A 16,452-nucleotide genomic window follows, 5' to 3' on the forward strand; every position below is an offset into this window, starting at 1 on the left:
GAGATTGGCGATGACCCTGATGGTCCGGGACGAGGCCGACATCGTGGGGGCGATGCTCGACCACCATCTCGGGCAGGGTGTGGACACGATCATCGTGACCGACAACGGCTCGGTGGACGGTACCGCGGAGCTGCTGGCGGACTACGAACGGCGCGGGCTCATCGAGCTCCGGCACGATCCCGAGCACCGCAAGCAGCAGAGCCCCACGGTCACGCGGATGGCGCGCGACGCGGCCACGGTCCACGGCGCCGACTGGGTGATCAATGCGGACGCTGACGAGTTCTGGCTCCCGCAGACGCCGGGCCTCACCCTCAAGGAGGCGTTCGAGCGCATCCCCACGGACATCCAGGCGTTCCCGGTCCCCGTCCACGACATGATCGGGCCGGCCGCACTCGCGGGAACCGGCCTGCAGCGGCTCGCCTACCGCGACCTGCGCACGGTCGAGCAGCTGCGGCGCGTCGGGCTGCGCGCCCACGCCACCGACGACGTCGCCCACGTCGGAAGCGCCGATGTCGAGGTCGTGCAGGGCAACCACTACGTGAACCTCGAGAACCGCGGCCCCGTGCCGGCCGGCGCCGGGATCGAGGTGCTCCACTTCCCCTGGCGCTCCTGGGCCCAGTACAGCCGCAAGGTGCGCAACGCGGGCAGCGCCTACGAGAACTCCGAGCTCACGCCGAGCCCCAACCATCACGGGATGCGCGACTACCGCCGGCTGCTCGACGGCGTGCTGCTCCCCCTCTACCTGTGCCGCCATCCCGACGAGGACGAGCTGGCGGCCGGCCTCGCGGACGGGACCTACGTGCCCGACCGCCGGATCGCCGACACCGTGGCCTCCCCGGTCGCCGACGAACCGCTCACCGCGTCCGCCGGCGACCAGCGCCGGATCGGTCTCGCGCTCGCCGACCTCGACCGCCGGGTCGCGGAGGCGGAGGAGCGCGCATCCCGAGCCGAGAGCGCCGCCGCCGAGGCCCACGACGACGCGCACCGGGCGCACGAGGAGCTCGGCCGGCTGTCCTCGCGCAAGATCGTCCGCCTCACCGACCGCGCCGCGCGCCTGCTGCGACGCCGGGGCTGACAGGCGGCTCCCGACTTCCTCACCGACTGCAGTGGTAACCTGCCGAGCGGCTTGCTCGTCCGGGACTCTCCGGGAGTGGGCGGGGGCCCCACAGAACAGGCGCAGCGGGAAAACACGTGCGCTTCACGAACAGGAGAGCGTCACCATGTCTGACACCGATGCGAAGCCGGACGAACGCACCCGCATCCTGGTCGTGACGCCGGACACCCTCGGCCAGCTGATGGCCGGACCGGCGATCCGTTCCTGGGAGATCTCGAAGGCTCTCTCGCAGTTCGCGGACGTGCGCCTCGTGTCGACCACGGCCTCCACCATCACGGCCACCGACTTCCACGTCGCCTTCGCCGACGACGACGCCCTCCGCGGCCACGTCGCCTGGGCCGAGGTGCTGGTGTTCCAGGGCCACATCCTGCGCAGCCACCCGTGGATCAAGCAGACCGACACCATCATCGTGGCCGACATCTACGACCCGATGCACCTCGAGCAGCTCGAGCAGGCCAAGGACTTCGGCCCGGAGGAGCGCCTCGCGCTGTCGATCGACACCGTCGAGGTGCTGAACGACCAGCTGGAGCGCGCGGACTACCTCGTGTGCGCCTCCGAGAAGCAGCGCGACTTCTGGCTCGGCCAGCTGGCCGGCCTCGCCCGCATCAACCCCGCGACCTACGACCGCGACCCGAGCCTGCGCTCCCTGCTGGGCATCGCGCCGTTCGGCGTTCAGAACGAGCCGCCCGTGCAGAAGCGCCACGGCATCAAGGGCGCGGTGGACGGCATCGGCCCCGACGACAAGGTGATCATCTGGGGCGGCGGGATCTACAACTGGTTCGATCCTCTGACGCTCATCGACGCGGTCGACCGCGCGCGCCGGTCGCACCCCGATCTGCGCCTCTACTTCCTGGGCGCCGCCCATCCCAACCCCAACATCCCGACGATGCGGATGGCGGTGGCGGCGCGCCAGCGCGCGGAGGACCTGGGCCTCCTCGGCACGACGGTCTTCTTCAACGAGTCCTGGGTCCCCTACGCCGACCGCGCCGACTACCTGCTCGACGCGGACCTCGGCGTCAGCACCCACTTCGACCACCTCGAGACCGCCTTCAGCTTCCGCACCCGCATCCTCGACTACCTCTGGGCCTCCCTGCCGATCGTCAGCACCGACGGCGACACGTTCGCCTCCCTGGTGCGCGAGAACGACCTCGGCCGCATCGTCCCGCCGGAGGATGTGGAGGCGCTCGCCACCGCGATCGAGGAGCTCCTCTACGACGACGACGCACGCGAGCGGATCAGCGCCAACGTCCGCGAGTTCGCCAAGGACCTCACCTGGGAGCACTCGCTGGCGGCCCTCGTCGAGTTCTGCAAGAACCCCTCCCCGGCGCCCGACCGGGTGGCGGGCATCGTCTCCGAGCGGGCCCGCATCGACAGGGACCTCCGCATCCGCATCGCCGGCCTGGAGTCGAGCACGTCGTGGCGTCTGACGCGCCCCCTGCGCGCCCTCACCGGGCGCCTGTCGGCGCGACGCCGCGGGCTATAATCCATCGAATCCCCGAAAGAGAATCGACGACTACATGACAGCACAGGATCGATACCGCGCGCTCGCGACCGAGCGCATGGTGGCGGTCAGCGGCGACGACAGCTCGAGCGGTTCGTGGGCCTCCCTGCGTGACATCCTCCGTCACCGCGAGCTCCTCTCCCTGCTGGTCCGCCGCGATCTCAAGTCGCGGTACAAGGACAGCGTCCTCGGCTTCGTCTGGACCCTCGTCCGGCCGCTCACCCAGCTGCTCATCTACGCGATCGTCATCGGCAAGATCCTGAACGCGGAGCGCGGCATCCCCGACTTCGCGATCTACGTCTTCACCGGTCTGACCGTGTACGGACTGTTCAGCGAGATCATCAGCGGGACGACGGCCTCCATCGTCGGCAACGCCGGGCTGATCAAGAAGATCTACCTGCCGCGCGAGATCTTCCCGCTCGCCAGCGTCGGCTCCGCGATCTTCAACTTCCTCATCCAGTTCGCGATCCTGCTCATCGCGACCATCGTGATCGGCAAGCCTCCGCTCCACGCGGAGACGTGGTACCTCATCCCCTCAGTCCTCCTGCTGCTGGTCTTCGGCACGGCCTTCGGCCTCCTGCTGTCCGCGGTCAACGTGTACCTGCGCGACGTGCAGTACCTCGTGGAGGTCGTCCTCCTGCTGCTGCTGTGGGCGTCGCCGATCGTCTACTCGTGGACCATGGTCCGGGACGCCCTCGGCCACTCGCTGGCGCTCGACATCTACACGGACAACCCGGTGACGCTCGCCGTCCTCGGGTTCCAGAAGGCGATGTGGGTCGGCGGCCAGGGCGTCGCCGAGTACCCCGACCAGCTGCTGCTCCGCATGGGCATCGCCTTCGTGATCGGCGTCGTCCTCCTCTTCGGCTTCCAGCGGGTCTTCTCCCGGCTGCAGGGCAACTTCGCGCAGGTGGTGTGAGATGACGACCGACACGACTCTGACCGGCACGACGCCCGACGAGGCGGATACGCCCGAGATCGTCCGGGTGACCGACGTCTCGAAGCGGTTCGTGATCCGCAAGGACAACTCACTGAAGGAGCGGCTCGTCTCGTTCGGCCGCGGCAAGGAGCACCGCGAGGAGTTCTGGGCGCTCGACGACGTCAGCCTCACCATCCGCGCCGGCCACACCGTGGCCCTGATCGGCCACAACGGCTCGGGCAAGAGCACCCTGCTCAAGGTCATCGGCGGCATCATCGACCCGACGTCCGGCAGCGTCGCGCGCCGCGGACGCATCGCGGCCCTCCTCGAGCTGGGCGCCGGATTCCACCCCGACCTCACCGGCCGCGAGAACGTCTACCTCAACGCCTCCATACTCGGCCTCACCCGCGAGGACACGGAGGAGCGGTTCGACGAGATCCTGAGCTTCTCGGGCATCGGCGACTTCATCGACACCCAGGTCAAGTTCTACTCGTCCGGCATGTACGTGCGGCTCGCGTTCGCCGTCGCCGTCCACACGGACCCGGATCTGCTGCTGGTGGACGAGGTGCTCGCCGTCGGCGACGAGGCGTTCCAGCGCAAGTGCCTGGACAAGATCCGCTCCTTCCAGGAGGAGGGCCGGACGATCATCCTGGTCACCCACAACCTCAGCCAGGTCACCGAGCTCGCCGACCGCGCCATCCTGCTCAACCGCGGCGCGGTCGTCTACGACGGCGAGCCGGGCGAGGCCGTGACGGAGTTCCGCAACATCCTCGAGGGCCGCCGGGTCGTCGAGGCCGAAGCCGAGGCGGCCGTCCAGGCGGCCAAGCACGGCGAGCCGACGGTCACCGAGCACGGCCGCGTCCTCGAGGCCCGCGCCTGGGCCGAAGGCCGCGACCCGGGCGACCCGGTGCAGCCGGGCGACGACCTGCGCATCGAGGTCACCCTCGAGCACGACACCGGCATCTCCGACTGGATGTGCGCGATCCAGATCGACAACACGCTCGGTCAGCCCGTCTACGGCACCACGACGCTGCGGATCGGGGCCGAGTTCCCCACCCTGCGCGAACGGCGCACGGTCGGCTTCGTGCTCCGCGACGCGCGGTTCGGCGCCGGCAAGTACTTCGTCAACGCCTCCCTGATGGACAGCGCGGGCCGCCACCTCTCGGACGTCCCGCAGGCATGCTCCTTCGATGTGCCGTACTACCCGCTCGCCGTCGGCATGGTCCACGCGGTCCCCGAGGTGCTCGACCTCTCCTCCTGACCCGCGAAGCCCCGAAGGGACCCATGACTGCCTCCGTCCTCGTCGTCACGGTGACGTACAACTCGCTCGGAACGATCGACGACTTCCTGCGCTCCCTGCCGTCGGCCGGGTCGGTCGCCGAGGTCGTCGTCGCCGACAACGCCTCCGCGGAGGCGGCGGAGACCGGCGAGCGCGTCACGGCGGCGGGGTACCGGTTCGTCGCCCTGACCACCAACGAGGGCTACGGCGGCGGGGTGCGGGCCGCCGTCGACGCCGCCCGCACGGAGCCGGACTACATCCTCATCGTGAACCCGGACGTGGTCTTCACCCCCGGGTCGATCGACGCCCTCGTCTCGGCGGCCGACGAGCTCCCGGCGGGTGGCGCATTCGGTCCGACGATCCTCGATCCCGACGGCACCGTCTATCCGTCGGCGCGTCGTCTCCCGTCGCTGCGCACCGGTGTGGCGCACGCGCTGTTCGGCCGCATCTGGCCGAAGAACCCGTGGACCGTGCGCTATCGCGCCGAGAACGAGACCGACGCCCGCCGGGCGGCCGGCTGGCTCTCGGGTGCGTGCCTGCTCGTCCGCGCGACGGCGTATCGCGAGGTCGGCGGCTTCGACCCGGGATACTTCATGTACTTCGAGGACGTCGACCTGGGCGACCGCCTCGGCAAGGCGGGCTGGCGCAACATGTACATCCCGGAGTCGCGCGTCCTGCACTCGGGAGCGCACTCCACCACCGGCGTGCGCAAGCCGATGGAGAAGGCGCACCACGACAGCGCCTACCGGTACCTCTCGCGCAAGTACGCGGCCTGGTACTTCGCGCCGCTGCGCGCCGCCGTGCGGCTCGGTCTCTGGGGCCGCCTGTGGTGGGTCTCGCGGTGAGTCGCCTCTCCCCGCAGCGCATCGCGTCCGCGGTGCGCTGGCGCATCGCCCAGCGCCGGTACCGGTCGGGCGGCTTCCGCCTCGAGACCCTCGCCGGCCGCGCGGGCGACGGCGACCTCGCTCTCATCATGTGCCTCTGGAACCGGCGCGAGCGCATCGACACCGTGCTCGCGCAGCTCGACGCGCAGCGCATCGACGGCCGCCGCGTGCGCCTGCTGCTCTGGAACAACAACCCGGCCGACGACGCCTACTACCGCGAGCGGATCGGGCGGTTCACCCCGGCCGGTGCGCTCTCCGAGGTGGCCCTGTTCACGAGCCGGACGAACGTGGGCGGGCTCGGCCGCTTCTTCATCGCGCGGTCGCTGCGGGAGTCCGGCTACCGGGGGCCGTTCCTCATGCTCGACGACGACCAGGACGTGTCCGACCACTTCGTCGCCGATCTGCTCGCCGCCTCCGGCACGCACACCATCGCGGGGTACTGGGCCTGGACGATGTCCGGCGACTATTGGGCGCGGGTGCCCGCCGAGCCCGGCGACCGCGTGAGCTACGTCGGGACGGGCGGCTGCGTGTGCGACATCGACATCGTCGCCGACGACGCCTTCTTCACCGAGCTGCCTCGCTACTTCGCCTTCCTCGAGGACATCTGGATGTGCGGGTACGCCCGTCGGCGAGGCTGGACGCTGCGCAAGGTGGACACCCCGCTGGAGTTCGTCCTCGACGAGACGAACCAGCACCACAGCCTCGCCGAGCGCAAGGCGGAGTTCTACCGCTACCTGCGCCTCGGCGAGCTGGACTGATCGCCCCGCACCCCGCCGATCAGCAGGGGCGGAACGAGTCCAGGTCCGCGGACAGCGCCGCGGTCCCGCCGATCAGCACGACCTTCGTCGCGCGCATCGTCACGATGTCGTTGCCGATCTGGCGCGGCAGGCAGCCTCCCGGTGAGACGAACAGCGGGGCTTTCGCGGCCCCGGCGAGCGTCGAGCCGGACAGCGCGTCGGGGAAGTCGATGCCGGAGGCGATGTAGACCGTCCCCGACGTCGGGAACGCCTTCACGTTGACCAGGTGGCTGGTCTCCCAGCGGTCCGCTCCCCCGATGCGGGTGACGGCGACGCCCGCTTGCTGCAGCGACGTGTCGAAGGCCGAGGCCACGGCGTTCGATCCTCCCACCACCGTCGCGGACGTGATCTTGGCGGCCGCGACGTAGGCCGCCGTGCCCGCGTCCGCCGCGCCGTAGCCGGTGACGAGGATCATCGGCCGCCCGGCGGTGCCGGCGGCGGAGGCGGCCGACAGCGCGTCGGGGAAGTTCAGCCCCGAGGCGAAGTAGGCGCCGGTGGCGGTGGGGAACGCGTAGGCGGCGAGGGCCTGCGCGGTTGCGAAGCGGTCTCCGCCGGATATCCGCACGGTGTTCGGTTGCACGCCCGCGAGCGTGGCGATCACGGGATCGGCGATCACCGCGGTCCCGCCCACCACGACGATCTTCTGCGGCTTGAGGCGCTTCACCTCGTCGAGGACGGGTCCGGGCAGGGCGCCTCCGGCGGTCAGCAGCAGCGGTCCCTTCTGGGCCGCTGCGGCGGCGCTGGCGGCGATCGCGTCGGGGAAGCTCACGCCGGACGCGATGTAGACGACCGGGACACCGGGCGTCGGGTACGCCGCCTTGGAGACCGCGGCGGATGTCGTCCATCGGTCCGCTCCCTGCACGCGGGAGGTGGCCGGTGTCCCCGACCCTCCGACCGCCGAGGAGTAGAAGGCCGACTTGCAGCCGAGGTCCGCCGTCGCGGCGGGATTGCCGCCCACCGGGAGGGCGGTGACACAGGCGAGGTACTGGCCCTCGCCGGTGCGCGGCACGCTGGCCGTGAACCCGTGGTTGGGGCCGGCGAGCGGGTAGGCGCCGCCGACGTCCGGGCGGCTCCCGTTCGCGGTGACCGTCTGCGTCGTGACCCCGGATGGCGTGTTCCAGGTGATGCGGACGGACACCGCCGACTGCATCGCGGCGCGGTCGATGGCCCAGCCGGCGATGCCGAAGGTCGACGCGTTCAGCGCCGCGGACTCGAAGTTGCCGATCGGCGGGACGACGCCGACCGTCGGACCGAACCAGTCGGTGTACAGCCGCCAGAAGTTGCGGTTGCCGTAGGCGGAGCAGGCGTCGCCCGTGCCGTAGAGGTTGGCGAGCGCCGCGGCGTTCGGCTGGTACGGCGTGTAGTAGTAGAGGGCCGCGGTCGCCGCGTTCTGGATCAGGACGTTCGACGAGCCGCAGGAGGCCGTCGGGCTGTAGCGCACCGGCACGGTGCCTCCGACCGGGTACCAGGTGAAGTACTGGCTGGTGCCGGGCGGGTTGCCGTACCTCTTGAACTGCCAGGCGGCCATGTAGACCTGGTTGTAGAACCCGAAGTACTGGGCGTCGCAGGCGGCGGTGTCCGGGCAGGCGAAGCCGGTCGCGATCTTGTACTGGCCCGCTGTCGGCCAGGTGTCGGAGACGAGGCTCTGCTCCTTCTCCAGGAGCACGAGGAGCGTCTTCTGGCTGATCCCGCAGGCGGCGCCGACGCGGTAGATGATCGTCGCGGCGGACTCGTTCGCGGCGCCCGTGTACGCACCGCACATCGCGTCCGCGGCACGGGTGGTGGTGGACTGCCGGTAGTCCTTGAGACAGGTGTAGCCGGCGCGGCAGGCATCCACCTTGCTGTTGAGGAAGGACTGCACGCCGTCGGCCGAGAGGGCGCCGCCGTTGTAGAAGTTCTCGTCGCTGATGATGTAGCCGGGCTTGAACTCCGAGCCCACCGCGGTGCGCACCGGCCCGGCGGCGGAGGCCGTCGGAGCCGTCGCCGGAACGACGGAGAAGGTCAACGCGATCGCCAGAGCGACAGCGAGGATCATGGCGGCGCGCGCCCGAACGTGGCCGATCAACATATCGCCGAGCTTAGCCAACCCTGTGCAAACATTTCACGCTCAAACGCAAGAAACCTGCGCGGATCAGCTCTCCACATCCCGCGTTCTGCGCCGCGGGCGCGGGGATGCGCGATTTCTCGTCACCCCCGGATTGGGGTCACCCCGACGGGCTCACTGCGCGTCGAGCAGCTCGTTCAGGTAGGTGCCGTAGCCGCTCTTCACCAGCGGCTGGGCCAGCGCCCGCAGCTGCGCGTCGTCGATCCAGCCGGCGCGCCAGGCGATCTCCTCGATGCACCCGACCTTGAAGCCCTGGCGGTCCTCGATCACGCGCACGTACTCGGACGCCTGCATCATGGACTCGAACGTCCCGGTGTCGAGCCACGCGGTGCCGCGGTCGAGCACCTGGACCTGGAGCGTGCCCGCCTCGAGGTAGCGCTCGTTGACGGTCGAGATCTCCAGCTCGCCGCGCGCGCTCGGGGTGATCGTCTTCGCGATCTCCACCACGCTGTTGTCGTAGAAGTAGAGGCCGGGCACCGCGTAGTTGCTCTTCGGCGCGGTGGGCTTCTCCTCGATGGAGAGGGCCGTGAAGTCCTCGTCGAACTCGACGACGCCGTACGACGTCGGGTTGCTCACGTGGTACGCGAAGATCAGGGCGCCGTCGATGTCGTTGTGGTTGCGCAGCGAGGTCCCGAGGCCGGCCCCGTGGAAGATGTTGTCGCCCAGCACCAGCGCCACCGACTCGTCGCCGATGAACTCCTCGCCGATGACGAACGCCTGGGCGAGGCCGTCCGGCGACGGCTGCACGGCGTACTCGAGCCGGATCCCGAGGTCGGAGCCGTCGCCCAGGAGCGCCTTGAACTGCTCGTTGTACTCGGGCGTGGTGATGATGAGGATCTCGCTGATCCCCGCCATCATGAGCGTCGACAGCGGGTAGTAGATCATCGGCTTGTCGTAGATCGGCATCAGCTGCTTCGAGATGCCCTTGGTGATGGGCCACAGCCGGGTGCCGGAGCCGCCGGCCAGGATGATTCCGCGCATGTTCCGGTGTCTCCTACTTCTTGTCGTTCAGCGTTGCGTAGAAGGCTCGCGCCGCCTCCCAGGTGGGCAGCAGACCCGAGGCGGCGGCCTCCGAGAGGCCGGGGGCCTCGGTGTCCTTCGGCGAGAGCAGCAGCTCCTCGGCCGGGACAGGGAACTCCAGTCCGATCTCGGCGTCGAGCGGATTGATCCCGTGCTCGCGGGTGGGGTTGTAGACGTCGTTGACGAGGTAGCTGACCGTCGCGTCGTCCGTCAGGGCCACGAAGCAGTGCCCGATGCCCTCGGAGACGTAGATGGCCTTGCGGTCGACGTCGTCGAGGAGGACCGAGTCCCAGCTCCCGAAGGTCGGCGAGCCGACCCGGATGTCGATGGCGAAGTCGAGCACGGCACCGCGCGGGCACATCACGTACTTGGCCTGGCTCGGCGGGATGTCGGCGAAGTGGATGCCACGGACCGAGCCACGACGCGAGACGGACGTGTTGCCCTGCTTGAGGTCGAGCGAGTGCCCCACCGCCTCCTCGAGGCGGTCGAACCGGTAGAACTCGAAGAAGAGTCCGCGGTCGTCCTGGTGCTGCTGCGGGGTGATCTCGTACGCGTCTGGGATGGAGAGTTCTCGGATCTGCACCCGTGGAGTCTACTGGCAGACGCTGAGCATACCCACCTGATCGGCGAGGGCGTTCGGCCCTCCGATCAGGTCGATCGTGCTGGAACGCAACGCGATCTCGGCACCCGGCGCCGCGATGCAGCCCGCGCGGCTCACGAGCAGGGGCGAGCCGATCTTCCCGGCGTACGCCGCGCCCGACAGTGCGTCGGGGAACAGCGTTCCAGAGGCGATGAAGGTGGCGGGCGTGGTGCCCGGGAAGGCGTCGGCGCTGACGGCGAAGCTCGTCGCGAACCGATCGCCGCCGCTCAGCCGCGTGACGGTGAAGCCCTGCGACTGGATGCTCGAGGCGTACTGCGCCGAGATGGAGTTGGCGCCGCCGACGATCTTGACGTTGGTGACGCCCAGCGCCTTGAGCTGCGCGACCGTGGCCGAATCGGCGTCCGTCAGGCCGCCGTTCACGAGGATGACGGGCGACCCCTTCGCACCGGCCGCGGCACCGGCGGAGAGCGCATCCGGGAAGTCGAGGCCTGAAGCGAGGTAGGCCGTGGCGACCGGAGCGGAGAAGGCGTTCGCGGCGATCATCCTCGACGTCTCGAAGCGGTCCCCGCCGCCGATCCGCTCGATCGGCGCGACGGTCTGAAGCTGCGCCGCGGCGTCCGGGCCGACGGAGTTGACCCCGCCGGCGATATAGATCTTCTGAGGCTTCAAGCGCTGGAGCTCGGTCATGATCGACGCGGGGACGCCGTACTGGAGCACGAGCAGCATCGGGCCGCCCAGCTTGACGGCGGCCGGCGCCGCGCCCAGCGCATCGGGGAAGGAGAGGCCGTTGGCGACGTAGACCGCCTTCACCCCGGCCCCCGGGTTCGGGTAGGCGGCAGCCGAGATGGCCGCGGAGGTCGCGAAGCGGTCGCCGCCGGAGATGCGCGCCGTGGCGGGCACGCTGCCCGCCGTCGAGTCGCCGTACCAGGCGTTGAACAGCATCCAGAAGTTGCGGATGCCGTAGGCCGAGCAGTCGTCGCCCTCGCCCGGGTAGGAGGCGAGCGACGCGGCGTCAGGGGTGTACGGCGTGTAGTAGTAGAGAGCGGCGGTCGCCTTGTCCTGGATGGCGACCTGCTTCGACCCGCAGGTCGCGTCGAGGTTGTAGCGCACCGGGGACACCTTGCCGACGGGGAACCAGTTGAAGGAGGGGTCGATGCCGTACTGCTTGAACTGCCAGGCCGCGCCGTAGACCTGGTTGAAGAAGCCGGTGGCGTCCGGCGTGGAGTTGCACCCGGCATCCGTGTCGGGGCACAGCCAGCCGGTGGCGTGGTCGTACATCCACTGCGTCGGAGCCGACGTGGTGACGAGGCCCTGCTCCTTCTGGACGAGCGAGACGAGGACGACGGGGTTGATGCCGCAGGCGAGGCCCACCTCGGCGAAGATCTGCGCGGCCGTCGCACCGACGCGTCCCGCGTAGGCGGAGCACGCGGCGTCGGCCGCCTTGGCCGGCGTCGTCATCGTGAACGACTTGAGGCACGTCGCCCCGGTGCAGCTCGCACCTTTCGTAGTGAGGAAGGTCTGCAGCTGGGTCGCCGTCCACGCGTCGCCCTTGAAGAACACGGCGTCGCTGACGAGGTTGCCGTCCACGAACCGCGACGGGTCGTCCGCCGAGGCGTAGGCCCTGGCCTCGCCTGCGAGCCCCGCCTCGACGTTCGCCTGCAGCTGCGCGTCCGTCGGCGTGGTGCCCGCCGCACGCTCTGCCAGCGCCGCGTAGTACTGATCCGCCTGCCCCTGCGGGTCGTCGGCCGCGGCAGCGGCCGGCGCGACGAGAGCGGCGCCGGCGATGGCGACGACGACGGACACGACGATGGCTCGGGCGCGAGCCCGGTTCCCCCCAAAACTCATGATCGCAGACTACCCCGGCGCCCCGGCCTCACCGCAAGAGCGCCGGCGCATCGGCCGCTGCGGAGCCTCTCAGACAGCGAACCGGTAGACTCGGCGCGGACATTTCTCGCTCTTTCTCTAGGCAGGCCAATCCCTCATGAAGATTCTCGTCACCGGTGGCGCCGGCTTCATCGGCTCCAACTTCGTCCGTCGCACGCTTCAGGACGCCTACCCGGGCCTCGAGGGCGCCGAGGTCGTCGTGCTCGACGCGCTGACGTACTCCGGCAACCTCGCGAACCTCGCCCCCGTCGCGGACTCCCCGCGCTACACGTTCGTCAAGGGCGACATCCGCGACGGCGCGCTGCTGGACCAGCTCTTCCCGACGGTGGACGCCGTCGTCCACTTCGCGGCCGAGTCGCACGTCGACCGCTCGGTGCGCGACGCGTCGATCTTCGTCGAGACGAACGTGCTCGGCACGCAGCAGCTGCTCGACGCAGCCCTGCGCAACGACCTCAAGCGCTTCGTGCACGTCTCGACCGACGAGGTCTACGGCTCGATCGCCGAGGGCTCCTGGGCCGAGGACCGCCCGCTCGAGCCGAACTCGCCGTACTCCGCGTCGAAGGCCGGCAGCGACCTCCTCGCCCGCAGCTACTTCCGCACCCACGGCCTGAACCTGTCGATCACGCGCTGCTCGAACAACTACGGCCCGTACCACTTCCCCGAGAAGGTCATCCCGCTGTTCGTCACCAACCTCATCGACGACAAGCACGTCCCGCTCTACGGCGAGGGCAACAACATCCGCGACTGGCTGCACGTCGACGACCACACCCGCGGCATCGCGATGGTGCTCGTGGGCGGCCGCGCCGGCGAGATCTACAACATCGGCGGCGGCACCGAGCTCACCAACAAGGAGCTCACCCAGCTGCTGCTCGACGCGACCGGGAAGGACTGGTCGTACGTCGACCGCGTCGCCGACCGCCTCGGCCACGACCTCCGCTACTCGGTGGACATCTCGAAGATCCGCGACGAGCTCGGCTACGAGCCGCAGGTCCCGTTCCAGCAGGGCCTCGCGGACGTGGTGCAGTGGTACCGCGACAACCGCGCCTGGTGGGAGCCGCTCAAGGCCCGCGCCGCGCTGGACGCCTGAGCGCCGACGCCATGACGCGCTATCTCATCGCCGGGGCCCGCGGCATGCTCGGCCAGGACCTGCAGCGCGCGCTGGAGGGCCGCGATGTGACGGCCCTCGGGCGCGCCGACCTCGACGTGACCGACCGAGACGCCGTGCTGGCGGCTGTGGCCGGGCACGACGTCGTGATCAACGCCTCCGCCTACACGAAGGTCGACGACGCGGAGACGCACGAGGACGAGGCCTACGCGATCAACGCGACCGGCACCGAGAACCTCGCCGTCGCCGCCGAGCACCACGGGGCGAGGTTCGTCACCGTGTCGACCGACTACGTCTTCGACGGGCAGGCGACCGAGCCGTACGCGGAGGACACCCCGCGCGATCCGCTCAACGCCTACGGCCGCACCAAGGCCGCCGGCGAGGAGCTCGCGCTGGCCGCCCACCCGGACGGCACCTACATCGTGCGCACGGCCTGGCTGTACGGCGCAGGCGGCCCGAACTTCGCCAAGACCATGGTGAAGCTCGCCGCCGTCCACGAGACCGTCAGCGTCGTGGCCGACCAGATCGGCCAGCCGACGTGGACGGGCGACCTCGCCGCGCAGATCGTCGCCCTCCTGGATGCGGACGCTCCCGCCGGCATCTACCACGGCACGAACTCCGGTCGCGCGTCGTGGTTCGACTTCGCGAAAGCGGTCTTCAGCAGCGCCGGATTGAACCCTGATAGGGTCACACCGACCGACAGCTCGACCTTCGTGCGGCCCGCAGCACGACCTGCTTTCTCGGTGCTCGGTCACGAGGCCTGGCGTGCAGCCGGCCTCGAGCCCATGCGGGCGTGGGAGGCAGCATTGGCCGACGCAGCGCGTCACGGAGTCCTGGAGCAGAATGACAACCCTCAGGGTGGTGATCGATGAGCTGATCGGCGACGCTCCGGGCGGCGCACGCCGCTACACCGAGGAGCTCACCCGACAGCTGATCACGACCGCTCCCGCGGGTTGCGACGTCGTGGGCATCGTCTCCGCCGTCTCCGACGAGCAGCTCGACGACCTGCGGCTCCTCCTCCCGGGCCTGGCCGACATCACGCGGCTCCCGCTCGCCCACCGCGAGCTGACCGTCGCGTGGCAGTCCGGGGTGCGCCTCGGCGGCATCCACGGCATGGTCCACGCACCGACCCTCCTCGCCCCGCTCCGCCGTCGGCGCGCGGCCCACGAGGGCGACCAGGTCGCCGTCACCATCCACGACACCCTCGCGTGGACACACCCCGAGTCCCTCGGCGCCGGTGCGGCCCTGTGGACGAAGGCGATGGCCAAGCGGGCGCGCAAGCACGCCGACGCCGTGGTGGTGCCGACGCACGCCGTGGCCGCCCGTCTCTCCGACGAACTCGACTTCGGCGACCGGATCCGGGTCATCGGCGGCGCACCCGCCACCGCGCTGCGCCTCCCGCCCGACGCGGACGAGCGCGCCGCCCGGTTGGCGCTGCCGGAGCGCTACGCGCTCACCCTCGGCTCGATCATGCCGCGGAAGGGTGTCGCTCCCCTCATCCGCGCTGTCGCCCGCCCCGAAGCCCACGGCATCCCCCTCCTCATCGCGGGCCCCGATCGCTTCGGCGACGGCTCCGCCACGGGGATCGCCGCTGCCGCCGGGCTGCCGGAGGATCGCGTCCGTGCCCTCGGGCAGCTGGAGGACGCCGACCTCGCCGTGGTGCTCGACCGAGCGACGCTGTTCGTCTACCCGAGCCTCGCGGAGGGGTTCGGCCTGCCGATCGTCGAGGCGTTCAAGTTCGGCCTCCCGGTCATCCACTCCGACGACCCGGCGCTCGTGGAGGTCGCGGGAGGCGCGAGCCTCGTCGTGGAGCGCCCCTCCCCCACCGACGCGGACGAGAGCGACTACTCCGAGCGCCTCGCCGGTGCGATCGGTCGCGTGCTCGACGACGCCGCGCTCCGCGAGCGGCTGGGCGTGCTGGCATCGGACCGCGCCCGCGCCTTCAGCTGGCGCGACTCCGCGGAGCGGGTCTGGCAGCTGCACGCCGACCTCTAGACCGCCACCGCGTCTACCCGCGCTTCGCGGACTCCAACTCGCGCGTGGCGGGGGCCGGAGCCGCCTCGGCCGGGGCATCCTCGCGGCCGAACCAGGCGCGGTAGCGCTCCGAGGCCCAGGTTCCGACCGCCTTCGACCACAGGTGGCTGCGCTTCTCGATGAGCCAGGTGAACGCGACCGAGACCAGCACCGCCAGCGGGATGCCGAAGAGCAGGGCCACGTACCAGGGCTCGGACGCGAAGAGGTAGGTGCTGAAGATCAGGATCGGCACGTGCACGAGGTACAGGCTGAACGAGATCGTTCCTGCGAACTGGAACGGCCGCGACTCGAACACCGCGCGCAGCGGCTTCCAGCCGAGGACCGCCACGACCAGCCCGGCCGCCGCGAGCGGCACGAGCCCCTTGAGCGCGTGCTCCAGCTCCGGGAGCTGCGTGATGCCCGGGCCGACCAGCCAGGGGGCGATCATCAACAGCCCGCTGCCGACAGTCAGTGCCGCCCACAGCGGATGGCGGAACCAGCGCGCGTTGATGCGGTCGGCGACGTTGCGCACGGCGTCGAGACGCACGGCGATCACGGCACCGACGAAGAAGGCGGGGAGGTACTCGAGCTCCGCGGAGCCGGCGCGCGCGCCGAGCCACGTCAGCGCGCAGGCCAGCGCGAGGCCGCCGATCCACCACTTGCGGACGGCGATGGCGGCCACGGCGAACACGGGCAGCGCGAGCGAGAACAGCAGCTCCCAACGCAGCGACCAGAGCGGGTTGTTGATCTGCCCGTCGCCGCCGAGCAGATCGATCGCCTTGACGATGTACTCCCAGCTGAAGTTCGGCGTCGAGGAGTTGCTCAGCCACGTCCCCTTCGGCTGGGTCGAGACCTGCGGGATCGCGGCGACCCAGGCGGCCGCGAGCAGGACGGACGCCGTGACCGGCACCATCAGGCGCACCACACGGCGCGGGAAGTACGCGACCCAGTCGAAGCCGCGGTGGCGGACCACGGGCAGGGTGACGACGAGTCCCGAGAGTACGAAGAAGACGATGACCGACTCCACGCCGGCGGTCGCGAACTTGAGGGGCGTGTAGCTGATCCACCACATCGCCGAGCCCGCCGGAGCGTTGCCGCCGCCCGGTGCTCCGGGGAAATCGGGGTTGGTGTAGAGGGCGTGGTGGAACACGACGATGACCGCGGCGAGGCCCCGGAGTCCGTCCAGGGCCGTCAGCCGGGTGCTCGCCGGTCGGGTCGTTTTCTCTGCCACGCT

General features: G+C 70.3%; 14 protein-coding genes. 9 read left to right on the plus strand and 5 right to left on the minus strand.

Annotation, left to right across the window (positions count from 1 at the left end; genetic code table 11):
* Positions 1-10: 10 nt before the first annotated feature.
* From BGO91_RS04305 to BGO91_RS04330, 6 genes are all read left to right on the plus strand, one after another.
* Positions 11-1,075, plus strand: a complete 1,065-nt coding sequence (locus BGO91_RS04305) for a glycosyltransferase family 2 protein (protein ID WP_290471640.1) — start codon at positions 11-13, stop codon at positions 1,073-1,075.
* A 145-nt stretch (positions 1,076-1,220) separates the two neighbouring features.
* A complete protein-coding gene (locus tag BGO91_RS04310; protein ID WP_290471641.1) occupies positions 1,221-2,597 on the plus strand; it encodes a glycosyltransferase in 1,377 nt (458 codons plus the stop codon).
* A gap of 34 nt (positions 2,598-2,631) precedes the next feature.
* Positions 2,632-3,531 carry an ABC transporter permease gene (locus tag BGO91_RS04315; protein ID WP_290471642.1) on the plus strand — a complete coding sequence of 300 codons (900 nt, stop codon included), beginning with the start codon at positions 2,632-2,634 and terminating at the stop codon, positions 3,529-3,531.
* Position 3,532: 1 nt separating this feature from the next.
* Positions 3,533-4,792 (plus strand): ABC transporter ATP-binding protein, encoded by a 1,260-nt coding sequence (locus tag BGO91_RS04320; RefSeq protein WP_290471643.1) that lies wholly within the window; start codon positions 3,533-3,535, stop codon positions 4,790-4,792.
* A gap of 23 nt (positions 4,793-4,815) precedes the next feature.
* Positions 4,816-5,655 (plus strand): glycosyltransferase family 2 protein, encoded by an 840-nt coding sequence (locus tag BGO91_RS04325; RefSeq protein ID WP_290471644.1) that lies wholly within the window; start codon positions 4,816-4,818, stop codon positions 5,653-5,655.
* A complete protein-coding gene (locus BGO91_RS04330) occupies positions 5,652-6,452 on the plus strand; it encodes a hypothetical protein (protein WP_290471645.1) in 801 nt (266 codons plus the stop codon). Before BGO91_RS04325 ends, BGO91_RS04330 begins: the two co-directional genes overlap by 4 nt.
* Before the next feature lie 19 nt (positions 6,453-6,471).
* On the opposite strand, the gene BGO91_RS04335 is transcribed toward BGO91_RS04330, so the two are convergent.
* From BGO91_RS04335 to BGO91_RS04350, 4 genes are all read right to left on the minus strand, one after another.
* Complete coding sequence (locus tag BGO91_RS04335) at positions 6,472-8,559, minus strand: cell wall-binding repeat-containing protein (protein ID WP_290471646.1); 2,088 nt, start codon at positions 8,557-8,559, stop codon at positions 6,472-6,474.
* 150 nt (positions 8,560-8,709) lie between these two features.
* Entirely contained in the window at positions 8,710-9,576 is an 867-nt protein-coding gene (gene rfbA / locus BGO91_RS04340) for a glucose-1-phosphate thymidylyltransferase RfbA (RefSeq protein WP_290471647.1), read from the minus strand.
* A 13-nt stretch (positions 9,577-9,589) separates the two neighbouring features.
* Positions 9,590-10,198, minus strand: coding sequence for a dTDP-4-dehydrorhamnose 3,5-epimerase (rfbC, locus tag BGO91_RS04345; protein WP_290471648.1), 609 nt, complete (start codon positions 10,196-10,198; stop codon positions 9,590-9,592).
* Positions 10,199-10,207: 9 nt separating this feature from the next.
* Positions 10,208-12,061 carry a cell wall-binding repeat-containing protein gene (locus BGO91_RS04350; RefSeq protein WP_290471649.1) on the minus strand — a complete coding sequence of 618 codons (1,854 nt, stop codon included), beginning with the start codon at positions 12,059-12,061 and terminating at the stop codon, positions 10,208-10,210.
* A 136-nt stretch (positions 12,062-12,197) separates the two neighbouring features.
* Between BGO91_RS04350 and rfbB the strand changes: the two genes are divergently transcribed.
* The 3 genes from rfbB to BGO91_RS04365 are packed head-to-tail and all read left to right on the plus strand — an operon-like array spanning position 12,198 to position 15,200.
* Positions 12,198-13,187 (plus strand): dTDP-glucose 4,6-dehydratase, encoded by a 990-nt coding sequence (gene rfbB / locus BGO91_RS04355; protein WP_290471650.1) that lies wholly within the window; start codon positions 12,198-12,200, stop codon positions 13,185-13,187.
* Positions 13,188-13,198: 11 nt separating this feature from the next.
* Positions 13,199-14,077 carry a dTDP-4-dehydrorhamnose reductase gene (gene rfbD / locus BGO91_RS04360; RefSeq protein ID WP_290471651.1) on the plus strand — a complete coding sequence of 293 codons (879 nt, stop codon included), beginning with the start codon at positions 13,199-13,201 and terminating at the stop codon, positions 14,075-14,077.
* Entirely contained in the window at positions 14,049-15,200 is a 1,152-nt protein-coding gene (locus tag BGO91_RS04365; protein ID WP_290471652.1) for a glycosyltransferase family 1 protein, read from the plus strand. Before rfbD ends, BGO91_RS04365 begins: the two co-directional genes overlap by 29 nt.
* Before the next feature lie 13 nt (positions 15,201-15,213).
* Here BGO91_RS04365 and BGO91_RS04370 read toward each other — a convergent pair whose 3' ends face one another.
* Complete coding sequence (locus tag BGO91_RS04370) at positions 15,214-16,449, minus strand: acyltransferase (protein WP_290471653.1); 1,236 nt, start codon at positions 16,447-16,449, stop codon at positions 15,214-15,216.
* Positions 16,450-16,452 lie beyond the last annotated feature (3 nt).

Source organism: Leifsonia sp. 71-9 (genome assembly GCF_001898805.1).
Taxonomy (GTDB): domain Bacteria; phylum Actinomycetota; class Actinomycetes; order Actinomycetales; family Microbacteriaceae; genus Leifsonia.